The 25,964-nt window shown below is 65.9% G+C and carries 24 protein-coding genes; 15 read left to right on the forward strand and 9 right to left on the reverse strand.

Translation table 11 applies throughout. The annotated features are described in order from the left end of the window. The first annotated feature begins 110 nt into the window (after nt 1-110). The gene (locus LGY53_RS17385; protein ID WP_225727716.1) at nt 111-1,370 is read left to right on the forward strand and encodes a cytochrome P450; all 1,260 of its coding nucleotides are present in this window, start codon (nt 111-113) and stop codon (nt 1,368-1,370) included. A 48-nt stretch (nt 1,371-1,418) separates the two neighbouring features. Here the strand turns inward: LGY53_RS17385 and LGY53_RS17390 are convergent, their stop codons facing one another. The 5 genes from LGY53_RS17390 to LGY53_RS17410 are packed head-to-tail and all read right to left on the reverse strand — an operon-like array spanning nt 1,419 to nt 5,938. Continuing rightward, nucleotides 1,419-1,838: a nuclear transport factor 2 family protein gene (locus LGY53_RS17390; RefSeq protein ID WP_225727717.1), complete on the reverse strand. Its 420-nt coding sequence runs from the start codon at nt 1,836-1,838 to the stop codon at nt 1,419-1,421. Then, a complete protein-coding gene (locus LGY53_RS17395) occupies nt 1,835-2,707 on the reverse strand; it encodes a TIGR03619 family F420-dependent LLM class oxidoreductase (protein ID WP_225727718.1) in 873 nt (290 codons plus the stop codon). Before LGY53_RS17395 ends, LGY53_RS17390 begins: the two co-directional genes overlap by 4 nt. Continuing rightward, nucleotides 2,704-3,897, reverse strand: coding sequence for a thiolase domain-containing protein (locus tag LGY53_RS17400; protein WP_225727973.1), 1,194 nt, complete (start codon nt 3,895-3,897; stop codon nt 2,704-2,706). Before LGY53_RS17400 ends, LGY53_RS17395 begins: the two co-directional genes overlap by 4 nt. A gap of 23 nt (nt 3,898-3,920) precedes the next feature. Then, nucleotides 3,921-4,949, reverse strand: a complete 1,029-nt coding sequence (locus tag LGY53_RS17405; RefSeq protein WP_225727719.1) for a thiolase domain-containing protein — start codon at nt 4,947-4,949, stop codon at nt 3,921-3,923. A 26-nt stretch (nt 4,950-4,975) separates the two neighbouring features. Next, the gene (locus tag LGY53_RS17410; RefSeq protein ID WP_225727974.1) at nt 4,976-5,938 is read right to left on the reverse strand and encodes a Zn-ribbon domain-containing OB-fold protein; all 963 of its coding nucleotides are present in this window, start codon (nt 5,936-5,938) and stop codon (nt 4,976-4,978) included. 95 nt (nt 5,939-6,033) lie between these two features. Here LGY53_RS17410 and LGY53_RS17415 point away from each other — a divergent pair, with 95 nt between their 5' ends. Both LGY53_RS17415 and LGY53_RS17420 read left to right on the forward strand, forming a co-directional pair. Then, nucleotides 6,034-7,071: an LLM class F420-dependent oxidoreductase gene (locus LGY53_RS17415; protein ID WP_225727720.1), complete on the forward strand. Its 1,038-nt coding sequence runs from the start codon at nt 6,034-6,036 to the stop codon at nt 7,069-7,071. A 22-nt stretch (nt 7,072-7,093) separates the two neighbouring features. After that, nucleotides 7,094-8,653, forward strand: a complete 1,560-nt coding sequence (locus tag LGY53_RS17420) for an acyl-CoA synthetase (protein ID WP_225727721.1) — start codon at nt 7,094-7,096, stop codon at nt 8,651-8,653. Between the two features lie 142 nt (nt 8,654-8,795). Here the strand turns inward: LGY53_RS17420 and LGY53_RS17425 are convergent, their stop codons facing one another. Further along, on the reverse strand, nt 8,796-9,803 hold the full coding sequence (locus LGY53_RS17425; RefSeq protein ID WP_225727722.1) for a sigma-70 family RNA polymerase sigma factor: 1,008 nt from the start codon (nt 9,801-9,803) through the stop codon (nt 8,796-8,798). Nucleotides 9,804-9,980: 177 nt separating this feature from the next. Between LGY53_RS17425 and LGY53_RS17430 the strand changes: the two genes are divergently transcribed. Next, the gene (locus LGY53_RS17430) at nt 9,981-10,388 is read left to right on the forward strand and encodes a VOC family protein (protein WP_374111199.1); all 408 of its coding nucleotides are present in this window, start codon (nt 9,981-9,983) and stop codon (nt 10,386-10,388) included. Nucleotides 10,389-10,453: 65 nt separating this feature from the next. Here the strand turns inward: LGY53_RS17430 and LGY53_RS17435 are convergent, their stop codons facing one another. Next, nucleotides 10,454-11,236 carry a crotonase/enoyl-CoA hydratase family protein gene (locus LGY53_RS17435; RefSeq protein WP_225727724.1) on the reverse strand — a complete coding sequence of 261 codons (783 nt, stop codon included), beginning with the start codon at nt 11,234-11,236 and terminating at the stop codon, nt 10,454-10,456. Nucleotides 11,237-11,295: 59 nt separating this feature from the next. Here LGY53_RS17435 and LGY53_RS17440 point away from each other — a divergent pair, with 59 nt between their 5' ends. Then, entirely contained in the window at nt 11,296-12,945 is a 1,650-nt protein-coding gene (locus LGY53_RS17440) for an acyl-CoA synthetase (RefSeq protein ID WP_225727725.1), read from the forward strand. 278 nt (nt 12,946-13,223) lie between these two features. Here the strand turns inward: LGY53_RS17440 and LGY53_RS17445 are convergent, their stop codons facing one another. Both LGY53_RS17445 and LGY53_RS17450 read right to left on the reverse strand, forming a co-directional pair. Beyond that, the gene (locus LGY53_RS17445) at nt 13,224-14,324 is read right to left on the reverse strand and encodes an acyl-CoA dehydrogenase family protein (protein WP_225727726.1); all 1,101 of its coding nucleotides are present in this window, start codon (nt 14,322-14,324) and stop codon (nt 13,224-13,226) included. 22 nt (nt 14,325-14,346) lie between these two features. Continuing rightward, the gene (locus LGY53_RS17450; protein ID WP_225727727.1) at nt 14,347-15,540 is read right to left on the reverse strand and encodes an acyl-CoA dehydrogenase family protein; all 1,194 of its coding nucleotides are present in this window, start codon (nt 15,538-15,540) and stop codon (nt 14,347-14,349) included. A gap of 150 nt (nt 15,541-15,690) precedes the next feature. Between LGY53_RS17450 and LGY53_RS17455 the strand changes: the two genes are divergently transcribed. The 10 genes from LGY53_RS17455 to LGY53_RS17500 all read left to right on the forward strand — a co-directional run bounded on the left by LGY53_RS17455 (nt 15,691) and on the right by LGY53_RS17500 (nt 25,943). Beyond that, complete coding sequence (locus LGY53_RS17455) at nt 15,691-15,879, forward strand: ferredoxin (protein WP_167471733.1); 189 nt, start codon at nt 15,691-15,693, stop codon at nt 15,877-15,879. Nucleotides 15,880-15,922: 43 nt separating this feature from the next. Beyond that, complete coding sequence (locus tag LGY53_RS17460) at nt 15,923-16,828, forward strand: 3-oxoacyl-ACP reductase (protein WP_225727728.1); 906 nt, start codon at nt 15,923-15,925, stop codon at nt 16,826-16,828. 283 nt (nt 16,829-17,111) lie between these two features. Then, a complete protein-coding gene (locus LGY53_RS17465; protein WP_167471734.1) occupies nt 17,112-17,876 on the forward strand; it encodes an ABC transporter permease in 765 nt (254 codons plus the stop codon). Between the two features lie 4 nt (nt 17,877-17,880). Further along, nucleotides 17,881-18,732, forward strand: a complete 852-nt coding sequence (locus tag LGY53_RS17470) for an ABC transporter permease (protein WP_167471735.1) — start codon at nt 17,881-17,883, stop codon at nt 18,730-18,732. A gap of 4 nt (nt 18,733-18,736) precedes the next feature. After that, nucleotides 18,737-19,924, forward strand: a complete 1,188-nt coding sequence (locus LGY53_RS17475; RefSeq protein ID WP_225727729.1) for an MCE family protein — start codon at nt 18,737-18,739, stop codon at nt 19,922-19,924. Next, entirely contained in the window at nt 19,921-20,949 is a 1,029-nt protein-coding gene (locus tag LGY53_RS17480; protein ID WP_225727730.1) for an MCE family protein, read from the forward strand. The genes LGY53_RS17475 and LGY53_RS17480 overlap by 4 nt, the downstream gene beginning before the upstream one ends. Beyond that, a complete protein-coding gene (locus LGY53_RS17485; protein WP_225727731.1) occupies nt 20,946-22,013 on the forward strand; it encodes an MCE family protein in 1,068 nt (355 codons plus the stop codon). The genes LGY53_RS17480 and LGY53_RS17485 overlap by 4 nt, the downstream gene beginning before the upstream one ends. After that, nucleotides 22,010-23,338, forward strand: a complete 1,329-nt coding sequence (locus LGY53_RS17490) for an MCE family protein (RefSeq protein ID WP_225727732.1) — start codon at nt 22,010-22,012, stop codon at nt 23,336-23,338. The genes LGY53_RS17485 and LGY53_RS17490 overlap by 4 nt, the downstream gene beginning before the upstream one ends. Beyond that, nucleotides 23,335-24,567: an MCE family protein gene (locus LGY53_RS17495; protein WP_225727733.1), complete on the forward strand. Its 1,233-nt coding sequence runs from the start codon at nt 23,335-23,337 to the stop codon at nt 24,565-24,567. Before LGY53_RS17490 ends, LGY53_RS17495 begins: the two co-directional genes overlap by 4 nt. Beyond that, nucleotides 24,564-25,943 (forward strand): MCE family protein, encoded by a 1,380-nt coding sequence (locus LGY53_RS17500; protein ID WP_225727734.1) that lies wholly within the window; start codon nt 24,564-24,566, stop codon nt 25,941-25,943. Before LGY53_RS17495 ends, LGY53_RS17500 begins: the two co-directional genes overlap by 4 nt. Nucleotides 25,944-25,964 lie beyond the last annotated feature (21 nt).

The raw sequence follows: 25,964 nt of genomic DNA on the forward strand, positions 1-25,964 counted from the left end.
GATCGAGCCGAATCACTCGTGTTCTTACCTATTTCTAGCACCTGTGCTTCAATGCTTGTAGAACGTGTTTCAGTTTGACACGTGTTTCAGTTTGTCGAAGGAGACATCTGGTGGATGACACTCGGAATTCCCGGCCCGCACTGCCCGACGGGTTCGACGTCACCGACCCCGCCATCTACGCCGAGCGAGTTCCGGTCGCGGAGTTCGCCGAGCTGCGCCGCACCGCGCCGATCTGGTGGAATCCGCAGTCCCCCGAGGTCAGCGGCTTTCACGACGACGGCTTCTGGGTGGTGAGCAAGCACGCCGACGTCAAAGAGGTGTCCCGGCGCAGCGACGTCTTCTCCAGCCACGAGAACACCGCCATCCCGCGCTTCAACGACGACATCAAGCGCGAGCAGATCGAACTGCAGCGGATCGTGCTGCTGAACAAGGACGCGCCGGAACACACCAAACTGCGCAAGGTCATCGCGCGCGGCTTCACCCCGCGCGCGATAAACGGTCTGCGCGCGGAACTTTCGGCGCGAGCCGAGTCGATCGTCAAAGCGGCGGCGCAATCCGGCTCAGGCGATTTCGTCACCCAGATCGCGTGTGAGCTGCCGCTGCAGGCGATCGCCGAATTGATCGGTGTGCCGCAGGAGGACCGGATGAAGGTCTTCACCTGGTCCAACGATATGACCGGTTACGACGATCCGGAGAGCACCGCCGATCCGGTCGCCGCATCGGTCGAAATCCTCGGCTACGCATACCAAATGGCGGCCGCGCGCAAGGCGAATCCGGCCGACGATATCGTCACGACGCTGATCCAGGCCGATATCGACGGCGACCGGCTCACCGAGGAGGAGTTCGGGTTCTTCGTCATCATGCTGGCCGTCGCCGGCAACGAGACCACCCGCAATGCCATCTCGCACGGCATGCTGGCCTTCCTCGACAATCCGGATCAGTGGGAGCTGTTCAAGAAGGAACGTCCGGCCACCGCTGCCGACGAGATCATCCGGTGGGCCACCCCGGTCACCTCCTTCCAACGAACGGCGTTGGTGGACACCGAACTCGGTGGCGTGCAGATCAAGAAGGGGCAGCGGGTGGTGATGCTCTACCGCTCGGCCAATTTCGACGAGGACGTCTTCGAGAATCCGGAGCGCTTCGACATCATGCGCGCGGACAATCCGCATCTGGCCTTCGGCGGCACCGGCGCGCACTTCTGTATCGGTGCGAACCTCGCGCGGCTGGAGATCGACCTCATCTTCAATGCGATCGCCGACCATCTGCCGGATATCACCAAAATCGGTCCGGCCAAGCGGCTGCGGTCGGGTTGGCTCAACGGGATCAAGGGTTTTCCGGTCGACTACCGGACCGCTCGAGAAGCGCACTGAGTCGCGTTACCTTCGTCGTCCTGTAATGGACGACGAAGGGGACGCAAATCATTCGGCTGGTTTCGCGGTCGCCATCGCACGGTTGACCTCCCAAAAGGCCCGTAGCGCAGTGATTTTCCCGTCGTCGTCGACGCGGTAGGTGAAGACGCCCTCGGCGTCGATCCGCTGGCCGCCGATCCGGGTGCGGATCAATCCGGTGAAGGCGATCTCGTTGCCGCAGGCGAACGAGTCGTCGAAGCGGAATTCGATCGACTGGGTCGGCGCGATCGCCTTGTCCCAGAAGGCGGCGATAGCCGCGCGGCCCCGATGGCCGACCCCGTCCGGATCGAAAAACGAAGGACCGACCGGATCTTCGACGATGCCGTCGGCGGCGAACAGGTCGAGCCACGCCGCCTTGTCCCTCGCGCGCACCGCCGCCTGCGAGGCCAGCCCGGCGGCGCGGGCCGGATGGCCGGTCTCGGATGTCATGACGCCTTCTCGATATTCGCTTCGGCGAAGCGCCGCAGGGAGTCCTGTTTGGCGGCGAGCTCACCGTCGAATCCGATACCGTCGAAAACCCACGGCACGACGATGGCGTCGGTGACGCCCGCCGCGGCCAGCTCCTGGTATCCGGAGGGGCCGAACCGATCGATGCACACCGCTTGGATCTCGAAAGGCGTTTCGGCTCTGCCGAATTCGTCCCGCAGCGCGGTGAGTTTCCCGATGGTGCGGCACAGCTCGGCGTAGGTCATCATCGCCGAGGTCCAGCCGTCGCCGACCCGGGCGGCGCGGCGCAGCGCCGCATCGGTGTGGCCGCCGATATAGAAGGGCACCGGCTCGGTGGGCGCTGGGCTCATCTGCAGCTCGTCGAAATCGAAGAATTCGCCGTGGTATTCGACCATGCCGCCGCCGAGCACCAACTTGATGACCTCGATCATCTCGTCGACGCGGGCACCGCGACGGGCGTAGGGCACCCCGCACCATTCGAATTCCTCCGGCGCCCAACCGATTCCGACGCCGAAGCCGAAGCGGTTGCCGGACAGGTTCGCCACCGAGCCGACCTGCCTGGCCAGCAGCAGGGGATTGCGGGAGCCGAGTTTGAGCACATTGGTGTAGAAGCGGATCCGGCTGGTCACCGCGGCCATGGCGGTCGCGCCGATGAGCGGATCGACCCATGGCGTATCCGGGCTCCAGAAGCGGCTGCCGTCGGCGGTGTACGGGTATTTCGCCGAGGCGGATCGCATGTAGAACAGCGAATCCGGCAGTGCGATCGACGAGAAACCGCATTCCTCGGCGGTTTTCGCCAATTCCGGCAGTTGGTCGAGCGGGCTCAGCGCGATACCGAGGGTGAACTTCACGGGCGCTCGCTCCCGACCACCCACATCGAGAAGTATTGGGACCCACCGCCATACGCGTGACCGAGCGCCTTACGGGCGTCCGGCACCTGGTAGGCGCCGGCGCGGCCCATCACCTGCTTGGCGGCCTCGGCGAACCGGATGAGCCCGGAGGCGCCGATCGGATTCGAGGACAGCACCCCGCCGGACGGGTTCACCGGCAGCTTTCCGCCGATCTCGGTCTCGCCCTTATCGGTGAGCTGCCAGCCCTCGCCCTCCGGCATGAAGCCCAGGTTCTCCAGCCACATCGGCTCGAACCAAGAGAAGGGGACGTAGATTTCGGCGGCGTCGATCTCCTCCAGCGGATCGGTGATGCCGGCGGCCTGCCACAGCGCGGCGGCCGCATCCCGGCCGGCCTGCGGATTGACCTGATCGCGACCCGCGAAAGTCGTTGGCTCCGTGCGCATTGCCGTGCCGTGCACCCAGGCGACCCGTTTGCCCGCGGCCTCGACCTCGGCCGCGGCGGCCGCATCGCCGATGACGATTGCGCACGCGCCATCCGATGACGGGCACGTCTCGTCGAATCGGATTGGGTCCCAGAGCATTTGCGAAGCCAGCACCGATTCCAGGGTGATATTGGGCTGACGCAGGTGCGCGAGCGGATTCTTCGCACCGTTGCGCCGATCCTTCACCGCGACCATGGCGCCGATATGGCTCGGCGCATTGGACCGGCGGATATAGGACCGGACGTGCGGGGCGAAATAGCCGCCCGCGCCCGCGCCGACCGGCATGGTGAACGGTACCGGAATCGAAAGGGCCCACATGGCATTCGATTCCGACTGCTTCTCCCAGGCTACCGCGAGCACCCTGCGGTGCACGCCCGCCTGCACCAGATTGGCGGCGACCACACCGGTCGAACCGCCGACCGAACCCGCCGTATGCACCCGCAGCAGCGGTTTTCCGGTGGCGCCCAACGCATCCGCGAGATACAGCTCGGGCATCATGACGCCCTCGAACAGATCGGGCGCCTTGCCGACCACGACCGCATCGATATCGGCGATGGTGAGATCGGCATCGGCGAGCGCGCGGTCGATCGCCTCGCGGCACATGCCCGCCATTGATACATCGGTTCGTTTTGTCACGTGATGGGTCTGTCCGGTACCCAACACCGCCGCAACTTCACGCCCGCCCGTCACCCGACCGCCGCCCCTCATTGAATCGCTGCGCGATACGGTGCTCATTCCGCCTCCAAAACACTAACAAGGTTCTGCTGCAGGGCCGGGCCGCTGGTGGCGTGGGCGAGCGCTCGCCCGGCCGAACCCGCCATGATGGCCTCGGCCGCGAAACCGATGCGCTCCAGGCCCGCCGCGAACATCGGGTTGGCCGCCAGCGCACCGCCGGACGGATTCACCCGGGTGCCGTTCTTCAGTCCGATGGCCTCGGTGAGGATGAGCTGCTGATGGCTGAACGGCGCATGCAGTTCTGCGATATCGAAGCCGGTATCTCCGCCGGTAACCGCTTGGGCCGCAGCCGAAGTGGATGGGGAGACGGTGAGGTCGCGGGCGCCGAGCACGGGAGTGTCTATCCGGTGCGCGATTCCGGTGATCCAGGCGGGACGTTCGCACAGCTCCCTGGCCCGGTCGCCCGCGGCGAGCACGATGGCGGCCGCACCGTCGGTGATCGGCGCGATGTCGTGCGCGCGCAGCGGATCGGCGACATACGGTGCGGAAAGCAAACTTTCGACGTCATTGTCGGCCCCTGCGGCGACCTGCGCCATATCTCGTTCGGTCCAGCGGCCCCGGTCGAGACCCGCCCGAGCCTGCAGTCCGGCGATCGACAGCGCGTCCGGCCACAGCGGGGCGACCAGATACGGATCCAGCTGCATGGTGAGTACCTGGCGCAGCGTGCCCGCCGACGACTTGCCGAAGCCGTAGACCAGCGCCGTACGCGCCTGTCCCGAACGGATTTTCACCCACGCCTCGTAAAGCGCCCATGCGGCGTCCATTTCGACGTGCGATTCGTTGATCGGCGGAACGGCGCCGATCGCATCGACCGCCGAGATGAACGAAAAGGCCCGTCCGGCAAGGTAATCCGAGGATCCGGAGCACCAGAAATCGATATCGGCCTTGGTGATGCCGAGCCGGTCGTACAGTTGCTGGAAACACGGCACCAGCATTTCGACGCCGTTGGTGGTGCCGAAGGTCTCCGGAACGTGTGGCGCGTGGGCGAATCCCACGATCGCGATATCGGCGGTGTTGTCGGTCAACGTATGCCTCTCACGGGATTGCGGGGTCAGAGGTGATGCTTGTAGGTGTCGTAATCGGCATCGGGTTCGCCGGTGGGCTCGAAGTGGTCGACGTTGTCGAGTCCGTAGCCCCACTCCGCGCGCGGCTTCCACACCGCGCGTACCCGCATACCCATTCGCACTTCGCTTGCGTCGCAACCGAGTACGAGGTGCAGCACCGGAATGTCCGCGCCGTCGAGCAGTACATAGGCCGCGACGTACGGCGGTTTGATCCGCTGACCGAGGAACGGCACGTTGACGATGCAGAAGGTGGTGACGGTGCCGTGGTCGGTCAGCTCGAGGTAGTCGTCGGTGGGCCTGCCGTCGGTCGGATTCGCGCCGCGCGGTGGGAAGTACACCTTGCCCGCGGCGTCGGTGCGCGCGCCGATCAGCTTGCCGTCGGCCAGGCCGCGCAGATACACCGTCTCCTGCGGCGATGCGGTGTGCTTGTACGCGAGATCCACCGGCGTGGTGATGATTCGCACGGGTTCCGCATCGTCGACGGAAGTGCTTGGCGTGCTGGATGTTTCGCCGGGCTCGAAGCAGGCGATGTCGTGGATGCCGCCCGTGGTCTCGGCGGCCCACCGGGCGACGACGCGCAGTCCGGTGTGTATCAGATCGGGCGTCGCGACATCGACCGCGTGCAGCAGCGCGGTATCCGCGCCGTCGAGCCGGATCAACGCCCAGGCGAACGGTCGGTCGAAAGGCTGGCCCGGCAACGGTTCCCGCACCCAGGTCCAGGATTCGACGGTGCCGGTATCGGCGACGTCGACGAATTCAGTGAGCGGGGCCGAGGTGACCGGGTCGTATTCGGCGGGCGGCACCAGCACCCTGCCGTCGGAGCCTCGCACGCCGACGATCTTGCGGTCGCGCAGGCCGGTCAGGAATTTGCCGATGGTGGGGCCGACCGAACGGGTGTAGTCGAATCGCACCCGCAGGGGCGCGCTGAGCACATCCGGCGCCGTCTCCATTCCACCGGCGACGACCGTGGACGCAGTATTCCCTGGAGTCACGATATCGAGTAGAACAGGTTCTTATTCTGGTGGCAAGCAGTAGGGATGACAGCATGAAATTCGGATTGCAACTCGGATACTGGATGGCGCGGCCGCCCGCCGGTGCCGGCGAGCTGGTGCTGGCCGCGGAGGCGGCCGGATTCGATGCCGTATTCGCCGCCGAATCCTGGGGCTCGGACGCCTTCGGCCCGCTGACCTGGTGGGGTTCGCGCACCGAGCGGGTGCGGCTGGGCACCTCGGTGGTGCAGCTGTCGGCGCGCACCCCGGCGGCCACGGCCATGCATGCGCTCACCCTCGACCATCTCAGCGGCGGCCGGGCGATTCTCGGTCTCGGCGTATCCGGTCCGCAGGTGGTGGAGGGCTGGTACGGGCAGCCGTTCGGCAAACCGTTGCAGCGCACGCGGGAATACGTCGAGATCGTCAGGAAGGTGCTCGCGCGCGAGGCCCCGGTGACGAGCGATGGCCCGCACTATCCGCTGCCATACACCGGGCCGGGAGCGCTCGGGCTCGGCAAGCCGCTCAAGCCGATAGTGCATCCGCTACGTGCGGATTTGCCGATCTGGCTGGGTTCGGAGGGTCCGAAGAATGTGGCGCTGACGGCGGAGATCGCCGACGGCTGGCTGGCCATCTACTTCGCGCCGCGGTTGGCCGGGATGTACGACGAATGGCTCGACGAGGGTTTCGCCAGGGCGGGTGCGCGGCGCTCGCGCGCCGATTTCGAGATTGCCGCGAGTTGTCAGGTGGTCGTCACCGACGATCCGGCGAGCGAGCTGGAAAAGATGCGCTGGGTCATGGCCCTCTACATCGGCGGGATGGGTGCGCCGGAGTTGAACTTTCATGCCCAGGTCTATCGCCGGATGGGCTATGAACGCGAGGTCGACGAGATCGGTGCGCTGTTCCAGGCGGGTAAGAAGGCTGAGGCAGCGGCGGCGGTTCCGGATGAGCTGATCCACGACACCGCGATCATCGGCGATGAGGACCACGTCCGTAAACAGCTGGCCGTTTGGTCGGCGGCCGGCGTGACGATGCTGCTGGTGTCGGTTCCCGATATCGCGCAATTGCGTCGGCTCGCACCCCTTGTCGAACAGTAGAACGCGTTCTAGATTCAATGTGGTGACGACCTCTCAGGAGCCAGCAAAAGTTCTCGGACTGTGGAATATCGCCGAAGCCGAGCCCGAGCGGATCGCCATGGTCGATCCCGCGGGCCGGGAGGTGACCTATCGCGAATTGGCAACTCTGGCAAACAGATACGCCACCGGCCTGCGCGGGCTCGGGCTGACGAGCGGCGACGTGCTCGTCACCATGCTGCACAACTGCGTCGAGATGGTCGCCGCGTATTTCGCGGCCTATCAGTCCGGGCTGTACATCGTCGCGGTGAACTGGCACCTCACCGGGCCGGAGGTCGGCTATATCCTGCGCGACAGCGAGGCCAAGGCATTCATCGCGAGCGATCGCTTCGCGGGCACCGCGATCGCCGCCGCCGACGACGCGGAACTGCCTGCGGCAGCACGCTTTTCGGTCGGCGACATCGACGGCTTCAAATCGGTGTCCTGGCTCGGCGCCGCGGGAACCGGGCGGCCCGCCGACCGCGGCACCGGCGCGCCGATGCTCTACACCTCCGGAACGACGGGGCGGCCCAAGGGTGTTCGGCGTCCGCTCACCGGCGCCGACCCGGATGTGATTCCGCAGCACAGCACCGCCTTCTTCGGGCTGTTCGGGCTGGCGCCCTACGACGATCACGTACACATCTGCGGTTCGCCGCTCTACCACACCGCGGTGCTGAACTTCGCGACCATCTCGATTCAGTTGGGGCACATGCTCGTACTGATGGATCGCTGGGACGCCGAGGATATGCTGCGGCTCATCGAGAAGTACCGGGTCACGCACAGCCACATGGTGCCGACCCAGTTCCATCGACTGCTGGCGCTGCCCGAGGAGGTGCGCGCCAAATACGACGTGTCATCGCTGCGCAGCATGGTGCACGGCGCGGCGCCGTGCCCGGAGGAGACAAAGCGCAGAATGCTCGAATGGTGGGGGCCGACGGTCACCGAGTACTACGCGGCCACCGAGGGTGGCGGCACAGTGATCAGCGGCGCCGAGTGGCTGCGCAAACCCGGTTCCGTCGGCAAGGCGTGGCCGTGGTCGGTGATCAAGGTGCTGTCCGAGGCCGACGGCAGTGAACTGCCGCCCGGCGAGGCGGGCCTGGTCTATATGCAAATGGGCGGTTCGAGTTTCGAATACCACCACGACAAGGCCAAGACCGATGAGGCCAGGGTCGGCAACCTCTTCACCGTCGGCGATATCGGCCACCTCGACGAGGACGGCTACCTGTACCTGCACGATCGCCGCTCGGACCTGATCCTGTCCGGCGGGGTGAACATCTACCCCGCCGAGATCGAGAACGTGCTCGTCACCCATCCGAAGGTGGCCGATGTCGCGGTCTTCGGTATCCCGCACCCGGATTGGGGTCAGGAGGTGAAGGCCGTCGTACAGCCCGCGGATGGAATCGAGGGTGACGCCGACCTCACCGCCGAGCTATTGGCCTTCGCCGCAACGCAATTGGCGAAGTACAAGATTCCGCGCACCATCGACTACCTGCCCGAACTGCCCCGCGATCCGAACGGCAAGCTCTACAAGCGCAAGTTGCGCGAACGGTACGTGCCCGCGACCTGAGCGGCGGTTCCCGCGCATACAGCAGCTTCTCGCGCACGTAATCGCGTGCGCGAGAAGCTAATTGATGCGCGGCGAAACCAACCGTATGCGGGAACGGTCGTGCGCCTGTCGATCACGCCCTTCCCGGCGCCTGGCCTCGCCCTCAGGCCGTTTCGCGCAACTCCGGCGGCAACCCGAACAACGGGAACAGGCGCTCGGTGTCCAGGAAGAAGTTGAGCCCCGCGATGGCGTCACCGTCGAGCTCGAGCACGGTGATCGACCACGGCGTCCACAAGCCGGGCTCGCCGCTCGGCTTGTATTGACCGAAGGCGGGTGCGCCGTTGGCGCCCGACAGCCGGACCATCCGGGAATCGCGGCAGCCGCTGCCGCTGCCGAGCATGAAGGCGGCCACATTCTCCGGACCCGAGATCCACAGCTCGATCGGCGGCATGGACAGCGCCACATCGGCTTTCAGCAGGTCGGTGAGCGCGCTCATATCGTAGGCCTCGAACGCCTTGACGAAGTTGTCGACGAGCTTGCGCTGCTCCTCGTTCGATTCGTCGTAGTTGTCGGTGACGGTCGGCTGGACCTTCGACATGGTGGCGCGGGCCCGCTGCAGCGCGCTGTTCACCGAGGCGGGCGACATGGTGAGCGCCTCGGCGGTTTCATTGGCGGAGAAGCGCAGCACCTCGCGCATGATCAGGATGGCCCGCTGGGTGGCGGGTAGATGTTGGCAGGCGGCGACGAAGGCGAGCCGCAGCGTGTCCTTGGCGGTGGCCGCCTCGGCCGGATCCGCCCCGAAGGCGAGGGCATTCGGGATCGGCTCGATCCACACGTAATCCGGCTGTGGCGCGGGCACCGGTGAATCGGGCCGGGACGGACCGGACAGATCCATCGGCCGGGCCCGGCGCTGTGGGCCGTCGAGCATATCGAGACAGACGTTGGTGGCGATCCGGTACAGCCAGGAGCGCAGGCTGGCCCGGCCCTCGAACGAGTCGTAGGACTTCCAAGCGCGGGTGAACGTCTCCTGCACCGCGTCCTCGGCCTCGAACGACGAGCCCAGCATTCGGTAGGCGTAGGCGCACAGTTCCCGTCGGTGTCCCTCGAAGGAGGTGAGTACCTCGGCGGAAATACCCGTCGCGGATTCGGCGGGCGTGGAGATGTCGTTCATGCGTGTCACCCTGCCACAGGGCACCGACATCCGATACCTGAATGGTGCCGCCACCTGCGCAAACCAAGATCAACCGAGGCTCGCGGCGGCGCCGATTAATTCATCCCACCCGATCCGTCTGTATTTCGATACGTGATTTTGGGACCTTGAAAGGGGCCGAGTGCCATGGCAAGCAAGATGATCTTCATCAATCTTCCGGTCACGGACCTCGGGCGGTCGATGCGCTTCTACGAGGCGCTCGGGTGGCGGGTCAACAACGAGTTCACCGACGAGAACACCGCCTGCATCGTTATCGACGACAACATCTGCCTCATGTTGCTGACCCTCGGATTTTTCCCGAACTTCACCGAGCGCCCGATCGCGGACACGGTCGCTACCATCGGCTCGCTCTATTCGCTCGCTCTGTCGAGCGCCAGCGCGGTCGACGAATTGGTGGACGCCGCGGTGCTGGCCGGCGCGACCGAGGAGGTCAATGTGACCAAGCGAGCGATGGAGGCCCAGGTCGGCATGCACGGCCGGACCTTCCTCGACCCGGATGGCCACCAGTGGGAACCATTCTGGATGGACTATCCGGGCGGCGACTGAGGGGTCGGCCCGGTGCGTATACCCGCACCGGGCCGAATATCTTGCGGCGCAGGATATTCCGTCGCTCAGCTGCCGGTGAAGGTCGGCTTGCGCTTCTCCGCGAAGGCCTTCGGGCCCTCCTTGGCGTCGGCCGATTTGAATACCGCGGTACCGAGCTTCGCATCGATCTGGAATGCGTCTTCCTCTGGGAGGCATTCGGTTTCGCGGATGGTGCGCAGGATGGCCTGCACCGCGAGCGGTCCGTTGGCGGCGATCTGCCCGGCCAGCTCCAGCGCCTTGTCCAGTGCGGTGCCGTCCGGCACCACGTGGCCGATCAGGCCGATCTCCTTGGCCTCGGCCGCGGTGATGTGCCTGCCGGTGAGCAGGATGTCGGCGGCGACGGTGTACGGGATCTGGCGGACCAGCCGCACCGCCGACCCGCCGAGCGGGAACAGGCCCCAACGCGCTTCGGACACACCGAATTTCGCGCTCTCGCCGGCCACCCGGATATCGGTGCCCTGCAGGATCTCGGTGCCGCCCGCGATGGCGGGCCCTTCCACCGCGGCGATCAGCGGTTTGGTGAGCCTGCGGCCCTTGAGTAGCGCCTCGATCTTTGACAGATCCCAGCCGCCGCCCGCGAAGGAATCGCCGGGGTGTTGGGCGGTCATGGCTTTCAGGTCCGCGCCCGCGCAGAACGCGCCGCCCGCGCCGGTCAGGATCGCGACGCGAATGTCGGGATCGGCGTCGACCCGATCCCATGCCTCGCGCATGATCGCCATCATCTCGCCGGACAGCGCATTGCGCGCCTCGGGCCGGTTCATGGTGACGATGAGGACGTTATCGCGTTTCTCGACAAGGCAATCTGGCATTGCGGAATCTCCTGACTACGGGGTTGTCAGGAACAATAACACGTTCTATTTTTAGGACTGTGAGCTACAACATAGCGGACCTTGTCGAACATGCCATCGACCTGATGCCCGATCGCGTCGCGCTCGCCGACGACAGCCGTGAGATCACCTACGCACAGTTGGAGGAGCGGACCAATAAACTGGCCCACTACCTGCGCGAACATGGTGTCTCACCGGGGGACAAGGTCGGCATCTACTCACGCAACACGATCGAAGCCGTCGAGGCGATGGTCGCGGTGTTCAAAGCGCGGGCCGTGATGGTCAACGTGAACTTCCGATACGTCGAGAACGAGTTACAGTATATTTTCGAAAATTCGGATATGGTCGCGCTGATCCACGAGCGTCGCTATAGCGACAGGGTGGCCGCGGTTCGGCCGAGGACGCCGCTGCTGCGCACCGTCCTCGTCGTGGACGACGATACGACCGGGACCACGGCGATCGCAGCGGATTCGGTGGAATACGAAGCGGCGCTTGCCCAATCCTCCGGCGAACGGGATTTCGGCGAACGCTCGCCGGATGACATCTTCATGCTCTACACCGGCGGCACCACCGGCATGCCCAAAGGCGTGATGTGGCGGCACGAGGACTGGTGGCGGGTGCTCGGCGGCGGCATCAACTTCATCACCGGCGAGCGCGTCGAGGATGAGTGGCATCAGGCCAAGACCGGTGCGGGTAATCCGCAGCTGGTGCGCTTCCCGATTCCGCCGATGATCCACGGCGGTTCGCAGACGGCCGCCTTCCACAGCCTTTTCGACGGCGGCAAGATGGTGGTGATTCCGGAGTTCACCGGGCACGGGGTGTGGCAGCACATCGACCGGCACAAGATCAATCTCATCTTCATCACCGGTGACGCGATGGCCAGGCCGATGCTCGATGCCCTCATCGAGGGGAATCCGGAAACCGGTGCGCCATACGATCTTTCGAGCCTGTACGTGATCGCGAGCAGTGCGGCGCTCTTCTCGCCGACGCTGAAGGACCAGTTCCTGGAGCTGCTGCCGAATCGGATGATCTCCGACAACATCGGATCGTCGGAGACCGGCTTCGGCGGAATCTCGGTGGCGGCCAAGGGCGCCAACCACACCGGCGGGCCGCGGGTGAAGATCGACGCGTCCACCGCGGTGCTCGACGAGAACGGCAACCCGGTGGTGCCGGGGTCCGGCCAGATCGGTCTGATCGCCCGCAGCGGGAACATTCCGCTCGGCTACTACAAGGACGAGGCCAAGACCGCGGCAACCTTCAAGGTGTACAACGGAATTCGCTATGCCATCCCCGGCGACTACGCGCGGGTGGAGGCGGACGGCACCGTCACCATGCTCGGCCGCGGCTCGGTGAGCATCAACAGCGGCGGCGAGAAGATCTATCCGGAGGAGGTCGAGGGTGCGCTGAAGACGCATCCGGAGATCTTCGACGCGCTCGTCATCGGCGTCCCGGATGAGCGCTGGGGCCAACGGGTTTGCGCCGTCGTGCAGTGCCGCGGCGAAAGTCGCCCGACGCTGGCGGACCTGCGGCCGGTGCTGACCCAGGAGATCGCGCCGTACAAGCTGCCGAGAAGCCTGTGGTTCGTCGACGAGATCAAGCGCTCGCCCGCAGGCAAACCGGACTACCGGTGGGCCAAGGAGCATGCCGAATCCCGGCCCGCCGACGACCATTTGGAAGCGAGCAGTAAGTAGTGCGTGGGCCGCCGCGATTACGCGGCGGCCCATCGTGTTTCGGCTTCCGCCGATGGGCGTGTGGCGACTCGCCACGGAGCAAAGTCATGATTTCGTCGGTGCTCATGCCCGCGATGTCGTCGCTGCATGCGGTTCCGCGCAGTCGTCGCACGATGCGTCGGCCCCGACTGGAGGCACCGGAAAACTAGGCTATCGCCGAACAAATGACGAAGTTCATACGCTGATTCGGCCCGCCGGTTCCTGAACCGGCGGGCCGAATCATGTTGTGGCGCAGCGAATCATGCTGGGTCGGCGAGGAGGGCGCCGAGGGCGCGGAGGTGGTCGGGGGCGGGGCCGAGGGCGAATTCGTTGTGTTTGGCCGCGGTGAAGTAGTTGTGCACGATGTGGTCGCGGTCGATGCCGACGCCGCCGTGTACGTGGACGACGGTGTGTGCGACACGGTGGCCCGCGTCGGCGGCCCAGAATTTGGCGGTGTGCACGGCCGCGGCGGCCGGTAACCCTTCGGCGAGCAGCCAGGCGGCCTGGGTGACGGCCAGGCGCAGACCCTGCACGTCGATGTAGCCGTCGGCCAAGCGCTGGGCGACGGCCTGGAAGCTGCCCACCTGGCGGCCGAATTGTTCGCGCTCCCTTGTGTATTCGGCGACCAGCTCCAGAGCCCGCTCGACGGTGCCGAGTTGCTGGGCGCTGAGGCCGAGCCAGGCGCGGACGAGAATCCAGTCGAGGATCTCCGCACCGGACGCCGCGGTGCCGATCAATTCGGCTGGGGCGTCGGTGAATTCGACGAGATATTCGGCGCCGCGATCGGTGACCTGCTGTGCGGTGACGCGCACGGCGGCCGGATCGACCAGGAATACCGCCGCCGCGCCGGAAACCGTTGCCGGGACCAGGATCCGCGCGGCCTGCGCGGCGAACGGTACGGCGGTCTTGACGCCGGTGAGCCGCCAGCCGTCGGCGGTCTCGGTGGCGACGGCGGCGGGCCGAGCGGGCTCCCAGTTGTGCTCTTCGGCCAGCGCGACGGTGAGGATCGCCTGCCCGGCGGCGGCCCGGGCGGCCCAATCCTGCTGCGCCGCATCGCCGAATCGGGCCAGCGCGCCCGCGCCGAGCACGATCGACCACAGGTACGGCACCGCCGCGACGGCCCGGCCCAGCTCGCGCAGCACCGCGGTCTGCTCCAACTCGCCGAGGTCGTTGCCGCCGACCGCATCGGGCAGGGCGGCCGCCAGCACCCCGGTCTCGGCCAGCGAGCTCCACAGCGGTTCGTCGAAACGCACGTCCGCGGTGTCGAGTTCGCGCAGCCGGTCGGCGGTGACGAGTTTGCCGCAGATCTCGCCGGTCAGCCTGGCCAGGTCGAGCTGTGCCTCGGTGGGTGTGAAATCCATTGGTATCTACCTGCTTTCCCGATCAGCGCGCCGCGGCAGGCTGCTTGAGCGCCGTCATGGCGATAATGTCGCGCTGGACCTCGTTGGTGCCGCCGCCGAAGGTGAGGATGAGCGCGGCCCTATGCATCCGCTCGAGCCTGCCGCGCAGCACCGAGCCCGGTGAGTCCTGTCGCAGATAGGCTTGCGGACCAAGGACTTCCATCAGCAGCCGGTATGCCTCGGTGGCCAGTTCGGTGCCGTAGACCTTGCAGGTCGACGCGTCCCACGGTCGCGGTGCGGCATCGCCGCCGGCATCGGCGCGGCTGGCGATCTCCCAGTTGAGCAACTTCAGGTATTCGACCTTCGCGTGCACCCGGGCCAGATTGAGCTGAACCCATTCCCGGTCGATCACACGGGACCCGTTGCTGTCCTTGGTCTCTCGCGCCCACTCGACGGTCTGGCGCAGCGCCAGCTGGAGCGGCGCGGCCGAGGTGAGCGCGACGCGTTCGTGGTTGAGCTGGTTGGTGATCAGCGCCCAGCCGCCGTTCTCCTGTCCGACCAGCGCACTCGTCGGCACCCGGACGTCCTGGTAGTAGGTGGCGCTGGTGTCCGGGCCCGCCATGGTGTGCACGGGCGTCCAGGAGAAGCCGTCCGCCGTGGTCGGCACGATGAGCATGCTGATGCCCTTGTGCTTCTTGGCGTCCGGGTCGGTGCGCACCGCCAGCCAGACATAGTCGGCGTACGCGATGAGGCTGGTCCACATCTTCTGTCCGTTGATCACGTATTCGTCGCCGTCGCGCACCGCGCTGGTGCGCAGGCTGGCCAGGTCGGTGCCCGCGCCCGGCTCGGAATAGCCGATGGCGAAGTGCAATTCACCCGCGGCGATCTTGGGCAGGAAGAAGCGTTTCTGCTCCTCGCTGCCGTAGTGCATGATCGTCGGCGCCACCGAGTTGATGGTCAGGAACGGCACCGGCGCGCCCGCGATGGCCGCCTCGTCGGTGAAGATGAGCTGATCCATCGTCGGACGGTCCTGTCCGCCATATTCTTTCGGCCAGCCGAGGGCGAGCCAGCCGTCGCGGCCCATCTCGCGCACGACCTCCCGATAGACATTGCCCTGCCCGTACTCGCCGGTCTGCGCGCTGAGCGCGATCCGGCGCTCGGGGGTGATCAGCTTCGCGAAGTAGTCGCGCAGTTCCGCCTGCAGCGCTTCCTGTTGCGGCGTGTACGCGATGCGCATGGCGATACCTGCCTTCGTTCGTTCGAGTTCACCCGATCATTGCATATCGACTGAAACATGTTCCAGTATTGGCCACTGATGCGGCCGATGACGGCGCGCGGCGCACCATTGGCTTGTAGGCTGCGAACAGAGTCGGATGAAGGAGTGCTCATGAAGGTCATCGTCGATTTCGACCAGTGCGAAGCGAATGGAATCTGCGTTGGAATCGCCCCCGACGTCTTTGAACTCGATGACGAGGACCAGCTGCACATTCGAGTCGCCGAGGTGCCGGCCGATCGGCTCGCCGATGTCGAGGACGCCGTCGCGCAATGTCCGAAGGCGGCGCTGCGGCTCGGGTGAGCAATCCTTGCCGTAGATAAGAACACGTTCTAAAGTCGGCCCCGTGGGAGATCTGGAACACAGCCTGGCGGGCCGGGTGGCGATCGTGACCGGCGGCGGCGCCGGACTGGGGCGGGCCGAGGCGCTCGCGCTGGCCGAGGCCGGCGCCTCGGTGGTGCTCAACGACCTGTCGGAATCCGGCGCGGTGGCCGACACCATGGCGGAGATCCGGGCGCGCGGTGCCAAGGCCGAGTTCGTCGCGGGCAGCATTGCCGAGCGAACCACCGCCGACGCCCTGATCCACACCGCGGACGAGGCGTTCGGTGGGGTGGACATCGTGGTGAACAACGCGGGCATCACCCGGGACAAAATGTTGTTCAACATGTCCGACGAGGATTTCGACGCGGTGATCGCGGTACATCTGCGCGGCCACTTCCTGTTGTCCCGCAACGCCGCCGCGTATTGGCGCGGCAAGTCCAAGGCCGCGGGCGCCCCGGTGTACGGCAGGTTGATCAACACCTCGTCGGAGGCGGGTCTGCTCGGTCCGGAGGGGCAGGCCAACTATGGCGCCGCCAAGGCGGGCATCACGGCGCTGACCTTGTCGGCGGCCCGGGCGCTGTCCCGATATGGGGTGCGCGCCAACGCGATTGCCCCGCGCGCCCGCACCGCGATGACCGCGTCGGTGTTCAGCGCGGCGCCCGAGGGCGAGGTGGATCCGCTGTCGCCGGATCATGTCGCCCGGCTCGTCGCATATCTCGCATCGCCCGCCGCCGACGCGATCAACGGTCAATTGTTCGTCGTATACGGCGGTATGGTCGCGCTGATGGCGGCGCCGGTGGTCGAACATCGCTTCGATGCGGCGAATGGTGAATGGGCGCCGTCCGAACTGGCCGCGACCCTCGGCGATTACTTCGCGGAACGTCCTGCGGGCCAGACCTTCTCGGCCTCGTCGCTGTTGGATCTGAGCTGACGCCGCACTTTCGGCGAAACCTGGGGGCCGACGAGTGTTGATCACTCGTCCGGGGCTTGGTAGACATGGGGGTCATGGTGTGTATCGCCTCACAAAGGCACCGGTACATATTTTTGATACCCGTTTCAGTTTCCTATCCAGGCCCATAGAAAAAGTGCAGCTTAAATGTGGCCAAAAGCTTCCAGTGCGCTAGTGAACGTGTTCTAATCGTTGCGGCGGTGCTGCCACGGTGGCGTGGTATGCCGTGTGCTGTACGAGCTGATCGAGCAAGGAGGATCGCGCCATGAACGAGGTCCTTGCCGTGCCGCTGCGCGCCGTTGGCGGATTTTTCGAAGTCGTCGCCGAAGTCGCGCGTTTCAGCGTCCGCAGGCCCTTTCAATGGCGCGAGTTCATCGACCAATCCTGGTTCATCGCACGGGTTTCCATCCTGCCGACACTCTTGGTCGCCATTCCGTTCACCGTGCTGGTGAGCTTCACGCTGAACATTCTGTTGCGCGAGATCGGCGCGGCCGACCTCAGCGGGGCCGGTGCGGCATTCGGCGCGGTGACCCAGGTCGGGCCGATCGTCACGGTGCTGATCGTCGCGGGCGCGGGCGCCACCGCCATCTGCGCCGACCTCGGCGCGCGGACCATCCGCGAAGAGATCGACGCCATGAAGGTGCTCGGTATCAACCCGGTGCAGCGGCTGGTGGTGCCGCGGGTGCTGGCCTCGATGTTCGTCGCGCTGATGCTGAACAGCCTGGTCTGCACCATCGGCATCGTCGGCGGCTTCCTGTTCTCGGTATTCCTGCAGGATGTGAATCCGGGCGCGTTCGTCAACGGGATCACGCTGCTCACCCACCTGCCCGAATTGGTGATCTCCGAGGTCAAGGCCGGATTGTTCGGATTGATAGCCGGGCTGGTGGCCTGTTATCTCGGGCTCAATGTAAAAGGCGGGCCGAAGAGCGTCGGCGATGCGGTGAATCAGACCGTCGTCTTCGCGTTCATGGCCCTTTTCGTGGTGAATGTGGTGGTCACCGCGGTCGGTATCAAGTTCACGGCGCGGTGAACCCATGGCTTTCGTGATCGAGTCTCGCTTCCCGCGTACCGTGCGACGGGTGCGTCGAATGTCGGACTCGCTCGATTCGGTCGGTAAACAGGCCGTGTTCTATGTGCAGGCCCTCGGTTCCATTCCGCGGGCGCTGCTGCATTACCGCACCGAGACGATCCGGCTCATTGCCGAAATCAGTATGGGCACCGGCGCATTGGCGGTGATCGGCGGCACTGTCGTAATTGTCGGATTCTTAACGCTGTTTGCGGGCGGAACCATCGCCGTGCAAGGTTACAGTTCGCTCGGCAATATCGGCGTCGAAGCGCTCACCGGATTCTTCGCCGCATTCATCAATGTGCGTATTGCGGCGCCGGTGATTTCGGGTATCGGGCTGGCCGCGACCATCGGCGCCGGCTCCACCGCACAACTCGGCGCCATGCGGGTGGCCGAGGAGATCGATGCGCTGGAGTCCATGGCGATCCGGCCGGTGCCGTATCTGGTCGGCACCAGGGTGCTGGCCGGGATGATCGCCATCATCCCGCTGTACGCACTCGCGGTGATCGCCTCCTTCATCGCCAGCCGCTTCGCCACCGTCGGCATCTATAAGCAGTCGGCGGGCGTATACGACCACTATTTCCGGACCTTTCTGATTCCGAGCGATATCCTCTGGTCGTTCGCGCAGGCGATCTTCATGGCCCTGGCCGTCATGCTGATCCACACCTACTATGGCTTCAACGCCGCGGGCGGGCCGGTCGGCGTCGGCATCGCGGTCGGCAACGCGGTGCGGGCCTCGCTGGTCGCGGTGGTCACGGTGACCCTGCTGATCTCGCTCGCCATCTACGGCACCTCCGGCAACTTCCACCTCTCGGGATAGCGGCATGGCGGATTCGAAGCATTGGCATGGGCTCGGGCTGAAGCTGGCGGGCTCGGCACTGGTGCTCGCGGTGGCCGCGGTGATCGCGGTCGCGCTCACCATGTTCTCCGGTGGGTTCACCCCCACCGCGACCGTCACCATCGATGCGCCACGCAGCGGGCTGGTGCTGGATCCGGCGGCGAAGGTGAAGATGCGCGGGGTGGAGATCGGCCATGTGACGAAGGTCGAACACACCGCCGACGGCGCCCGGCTGCGGCTGGCGATGAATCCCGAACAGCTGAAGCTGGTTCCGGCCAATGCGACCGTTGATATCCGCTCTACCACGGTATTCGGCGCCAAATATGTGAACTTCGTTGTCCCGGACCAGCCTTCGAAGGCATCACTGCAACCCGGCGCGGTGCTGCGGGCCCAGCAGGTGACGGTCGAATTCAACACGCTGTTCCAGCATCTGAGCGATGTACTGGCGAAGGTGCAGCCGGACAAGCTGAACGGGACGCTGTCGGCGCTCGGCGTCGCGCTGCAGGGCCGCGGGCAGAAGCTGGGCGAGCTGCTCGCCAACGGCGATACCTATCTGCGCGACATCAACCCGAGTCTGCCCGCGCTGCAACAGGATCTGAGCAAGACCGGCGATGTCACCAATCTGTACGGCGATACCGTCGACGATCTGCTGCGCACGGTGAACAATGCGATCGTCACCAGCGGGACGGTGGTCGACCAGAAGAACGACCTCGACGGCCTGCTCGCCGACGTCACCGGGCTGGCCGACACCACCGGAGCGGTGTTGCGCTCCAACGAGAAACCGCTGGAGACCGCGCTGGATCTGTTGCGGCCCACCACCGGCCTGCTCGACGAGTACTCTCCCGCGTTGAGCTGCTTGATCGTCGGACTCGCCAAGGCGCTGCCGCTCGGCGAGCAGGTCTTCGGCGGTCTGCAGGAGGGGGTCGCGTTGAATACCAACTTCATGTACGGCGCGAAGCCGTACAAGTACCCGGACGATCTGCCGAAGGTGAACGCCACCGGCGGACCGCACTGCGAGGGCCTGGTGGACCGGGTGCCCGGCAGCCGGTCCAACTACATCGTCACCGACACCAACGAGGGCAAGCCGTACGTGCCGTCGACGAAGATGGACTTCAGCGGTGCGCGGGTGCTGCAGCTGCTGTACGCCGGTCTGCCGGGGGTGCCGCCGCTGTGAAGAACACCGCGACAACCGTGAAACTGGTCATCTTCACGCTGGTGATGGCGCTCGTATTCGCCGGGCTGGTCGTCGTATTCAGCCAGATGCGATTCGCCAGGGAGACCGGCTATCACGCGGTGTTCACCAGTTCGTCCGGGATGCTGCCGGGCGCGAAGGTGCGCATCGCGGGCGTTCCGGTCGGGTCGGTCACCTCGGTGAAGGTCGGCAAGGACTACCTCGCGCACGTCGACTTCGATGTGGACAGCAAATACCCGCTGTTCACCAGCACCCGCGCCACCATCCGCTACGAAAACCTGGTCGGCGACCGCTATTTGGAGCTGCTGGACGGACCGGGCGATGCGAAGCCGCTGCGCTCGGGCGGCACCATCGACAAGGAGCGGACCGCGCCCGCCCTCGACCTGGATATGCTGCTCGGCGGATTCAAACCCCTACTGCGCGGCCTGGATCCGGGCCAGGTGAACGATCTGACCAATGCGCTGCTGCAGATTTTCCAGGGGCAGGGCGGCACGCTGGTCTCGCTGCTCAACAGCGGCGGATCGTTCACCAAGACGCTGGCCGAGCGGGACGCGCTGATCGGCAGCGTGATCAACAATCTCAACGCCGTACTGCAGACCATCGACCAGCGCGGTGATCAGTTCGCCAGCACCATCAGCGAATTGCAAAGGCTGGTGAGCGGTTTGGCGGCGGACCGGGATCCGATCGGCGATGCCATACCGCGGATCGCGGGCGCCACCGGCGATCTCACCGATCTGCTCGCCCAGGCCCGGCCCGACCTGAAGGGCACGATCGAGCAAACCGGGCGGCTGGCAACGAATCTCGACAACGGCCAGGACACCATCCAGTGGGTGCTCGACCGGCTGCCGGAGACATACAAGAAACTGATCCGCATCGGCTCATACGGCTCGTTCCTGCAGCTCTACGTCTGCCAGACCAACTTCGTCATCGATGGTCCGGACGGGCAGCCACTGCATATCAACATGCCGGGCAAGCAGGCCGGCGGAAGGTGTGCGCCGACCCAATGAACGAGCAGCGATCCCCCCTCATCACCCTCGGCATCGTCGGCGTGGTCGTCGCGGTGGCGGTGGCGCTTTCGGCACTCCAGTTCGACCGGCTGCCGTTCATCCGGTCCGGCGCGGTCTTCACCGCGTACTTCGCCGACGCGGGCGGCCTCACGACCGGCGACCCGGTACAGGTGGCCGGGGTGAAGTCGGGCCGGGTGGAGCAGGTGCGCCTCGACGGCGACAAGGTGCTGGTGCGCTTCAGCCTCGACGAGTCGATCGTGCTGGGGCGCAAGACTTCCGCGGCGATCAAGACCAATACGGTGCTCGGCCGCAAATCGCTCGACGTGACCCCGGCCGGATCCGGTGCGCTGCGCCGCGACGACACGATTCCGTTGGACCGCACCACCTCTCCGTACTCGCTGAACTCGGCGCTGGAGGATCTGGCGAGCACGGTGCACGGGCTCGATATGGACCGGGTGGATAAGACACTCGACGCGCTCTCGACCGCCTTCGCCGAAACACCCGCGCCGCTGCGTTCGGCACTGGACGGCGTTACGGCCCTGTCGCGCAGCCTGAATGCCCGCGACAAGGCGCTGAGCGAGCTGCTGACCCGGGCGCAGGGCGTCACCAAGATTTTGGCCGACCGGGCCAACCAGATCAACGCGCTGCTGCTCGACGGCAACGATCTGCTCGGCGAGCTGGACCGGCGCCGTAGCGCGCTCAGCCAGCTCATCGTCGCCGTCAACGGGGTGGCGCAGCAGCTGTCCGGGCTGGTCGCCGATAACGAGGCGCAGCTGAAACCCGCGTTCGAGAAGCTGAATTCGGTGCTGGACCTGTTACAGCGCAACCGCAAGAACATCTCCGACGCGCTGGACGGCCTCGGCCCGTTCGCGGCGGCGCTCGGCGAACAGGTCGGCAGCGGGCCGTACTTCCAGGCCTACGTCGTCAACGCCAGCAGCGTGACGCTGCGGCCGCTGGTCGACGCGATGGTCTGGCCGCAGCGGGTGCCGGAGGATCTGCGCGAGTACCTGTTGGATCCGCAGCCGCCGTCGATCGCACCCGTGCCACAGGAGCCGCCTCGATGAATATCAGCGATCCGACACCGACCGATGGTGACGCTGTCTCCAAAGTCACACGGCGACTGCCGAATTGGGCGCGCCGCCTGCCGCGCTGGGTATTGATTCTCGCGGGCGTGCTCGTCATCGCGCTGGTGGTGACGGTGGCCTGGGGCGGCATAACCAATATCGGCAAGTCGAAGATCACGGCGTATTTCCAGAGCACCACCGGCCTGTATCCGGGTGACGACGTCCGGGTGCTCGGGGTGAAGGTCGGCCGGATCGACTCGATCGAACCGGGCAGCGACAAGGTGCGGGTGGAGCTGACGATCGATCGCGGGATCAGCCTGCCCGCCGACGCGAAGGCCGTAATCATCGCGCCCTCACTGGTTTCCGCGCGGTTCATCCAGCTCGCACCCGCGTACACCGGCGGGCCGAAGCTGCGCGACGGTGGCGAGATCGGCATCGAGCGCACGGCGGTGCCGGTGGAATGGGACGATATCAAGGCCGAATTGTCCAAGCTGGCAACCACATTGGGGCCGGTGGGGGAGGACAAGGAGGGCTCGTTCGGCCGGTTCGTGAATACCGCGGCCAATAACCTGGATGGCAACGGCGACAAGTTCCGTCAGACGCTGCACGAGCTTTCGGCCACCCTGAATACGCTCTCGGACGGGCGGACCGATCTTTTCGGGACGATTCGCAATCTGCAGAAGTTCGTCGACGTGCTGTCCGCGAGCAATGAGCAGATCGTGCAGTTCGGCGGCCGATTGGCATCGGTGGCCTCGGTGCTGAACGGGGTGTCGACGGATCTCGGTGCGGGACTGGACAATCTGGATTCCGCGGTGGCCGATGTCAAGCGGTTCCTCGACACCAGCGGGCCGACGCTCACCGACAGCGTGCGCAAACTGGCCGACGCCACCCAGATCATCGTGGACAAGCGACCCGAGCTGGAGCGCGTACTGCATTCCGGGCCAACGGCCCTGGTGAACTTCTACCAGCTCTACAAGCCCGCGCAGGGCACGCTGACCGGCGCCGTCGCGCTCGGAAATTTCGCGAATCCGGTGAGCTTCCTCTGCGGTTCGGTGGAGGCGATCGAGGCGAACGAATCGGATAAGAGCGCGCAACTGTGCGCGCAGTACCTGGCGCCGATCCTGAATTCGGTGGCGGTGAACTATCCGCCGCTGCTGCTGAATACGGCGAGCGGCGTGCAAGCTTTTCCGAATCAGCTGGTCTACAGCCCGCCGAGCCTGGCGGATCGGGCGAAGCCGGACCCGCAGCCCGCGCCGCCCCCGATCACCGTGCCGGACGGCCTTGCCGGACTTGCCCTTCCGGGTCTGCCGGGAGGTGGGCGATGAGAACGTTCGCCACGGTGGCGCTGGGACTCGCTGTCGCACTCGGCGTTTCGGGCTGCGAGTGGGACGGGCTGAACTCGCTGCCGATGCCCGGTGTGCAGGGCACCGGCGCCGACGCCTATCGCGTGCGCATTCAGATGCCGAATGTCACGACGCTGACCAGGAATTCGCCGGTGCGAGTGAACGATGTGACGGTAGGGACGGTGTCGAAGATCGAGGTGGAGGGCTGGCACGCCCTGGTCACGGTCTCGCTCAATCACGATGTGCACCTGCCCGCCAACGCGACCGCCAAGATCGGCCAGACCAGCCTGCTCGGCAGCAATCACCTGGAGCTCGCAGCGCCGACGGACACCGCGCCGGTGGGCGAACTGCGCGACGGTGATCTGATCCCCCTCGACCGGGCGGGCGACTACCCGACCACCGAACAGGTGCTGTCCTCGCTGTCGGTGGTGCTCAACGGTGGCGGTATTTCGCAACTGGAAACCATTACCCGCGAACTGAATTCGGCATTGTCCGGTCACGAGACCCAGATCCGCGACCTGATTCCGCAGCTGAACGAGCTGACGACGACGCTGGACAAACAGACCGGCGACATCATCAACGCGATGAGCGGGCTGGACCGGCTCACCGGTCAGATCGCGCAGCAGCGCGATGTGGTGGCCACGGCGATCGAGCAGATCCATCCGGCGCTCACCGTGCTCGCCGACCGGCGGGAGAACATCACCAGGGCGCTCACCGCGCTCGGCGCGCTGAGCGATGTCACCCAGCGGATCATCGACACCAGCGGCGGCGATCTGAAGGCGAACCTGAAAAGCCTCGCGCCCGTGCTGCAAACGCTCGCCGACACCAACAACAACCTGATCGAGGCGCTGAAGATCGCGTTGACCTTCCCGTTCCCGATGAAGAATCTGGATCACGCGATCAAGGGCGACTACCTCAACCTGTTCATGACCGTCGATATGACAGGTAAACGGCTGGACAGCAACTGGCTCACCGGAACCCCGCTCGGCGGCCGATTCGGTGGTGTGGAGGGCGCTTTGGGCGCCTTCGCGCCGAGTACCGCTGCCGAGGGCGGCAATCCGGCGACCGGACCGCTGCAGCCGCCGGGCACGCCCGCGCCGCCGACCCCGACGATCCCGGGGCTGCCGCCGATTCCCGGCCTGCCCGCGATACCGGGGCTGACCGTGCCGCTGCCGGAAAGCGGTGCGCAACAAGGGGGTCCGGGCCGGTGAAACTCACCAAATTCGTCCGCGTCCAGCTGACGATCTTCGCCGTGCTCACGGTGATCGGCCTGGTCGTCATGGGCGGTACCTATGTGCAGCTGCCCGCGATGTTCGGTATCGGGCGCTACGCGGTCACCGTCAAACTCGCCGCGACCGGTGGTCTGTACCCGCATGCGAACGTGGCCTACCGGGGCACGAATGTCGGTGTGGTGCAAGACGTTGTGCTCACCCCGTCCGGTGTCGACGCGAAGCTGTCCATCGGCAGCGACTACAAGATTCCGTCCGATGTCGACGCCTATGTGCGCAGCGTCTCCGCGGTAGGTGAGCAGTACGTCGATCTGGTGCCCGCGCCGAATCACAAGGGCGGCAACCTGTCCGACGGTTCGGTCATCCCGGTGGATCGTACGAAGCTGCCGCAGGATGTCGGCGCGCTGCTCGATCAGGCCGATCGGATGCTGTCCGCCGTCGCCGACACCCGGCTGCGGCAGCTGATCGACGAGGCGTTCCGCGCGTTCAACGGGGCGGGTCCCGATCTGCAGCGTTTCATCGACTCGGCATCGCTGCTGGTGCAGGAGGCGAAGAACAATACCGAGCCGACCAAGAAGCTGATCGACGAGATCGGCCCGCTGCTGGACACGCAGACCCGATCCGATTCGGCAATCCGTTCCTGGACAAAGGATTTGGCGGCGGTCACCGATCAGCTGCGGGCACACGATCCGTCGCTGCGCGGGATCCTGCGGCAGGGCCCGTCCGCCGCGCAGCGGGTGACCCAGCAGTTCAACGAGCTGCAACCGACGCTGCCGCTGCTGCTTTCGAACCTGGTCAGCGTCGGGCAGGTCGGTGTGACGTATCACGCCGGGCTGGAACAGATCCTGGTGGTCTACCCACCGCTGGTCGCGGCGCTGCTGACGGTGATCCGCGGGCCCATCGAATACGGCGCGCTGGTCGACTTCATGGCCACCTTCGAGGACCCGCCGCCGTGCACCACCGGCTTCCTGCCGCCGGATCAGCGCCGCTCGCCCGCCGACCTGACCGAGGTGGACACCCCGCCCGGGCTGTACTGCAAGGTGCCGCAGAACGCATCGGAGGCGGTGCGCGGCATCCGCAACACTCCGTGCATGGAATTTCCCGGACGTCGCGCCCCGACACCCGAGCTGTGCCGCACCGGTTATGTTCCGGAGGGCAACAACCCGCCGATCGGACCGCCGCAGCCGGTGAACCCGGAAGGGACCGTCGCGCCCGCGGCCGCGCATCCATACGATCCGGCGACCGGGACATATATGGGCACCGATGGACGCACCTACCGACAGGGGGATATCGGACCGGACGGTTCCGGCACGATACCGTCGAGCTGGCAGGCGATGCTCGAAGAGCAGCAACGATGATCGAGCGCAGCGAGGTACGGG

Source organism: Nocardia sp. JCM 34519.1 (genome assembly GCF_020361265.1).
Classification (GTDB): Bacteria; Actinomycetota; Actinomycetes; order Mycobacteriales; family Mycobacteriaceae; genus Nocardia; species Nocardia arthritidis_A.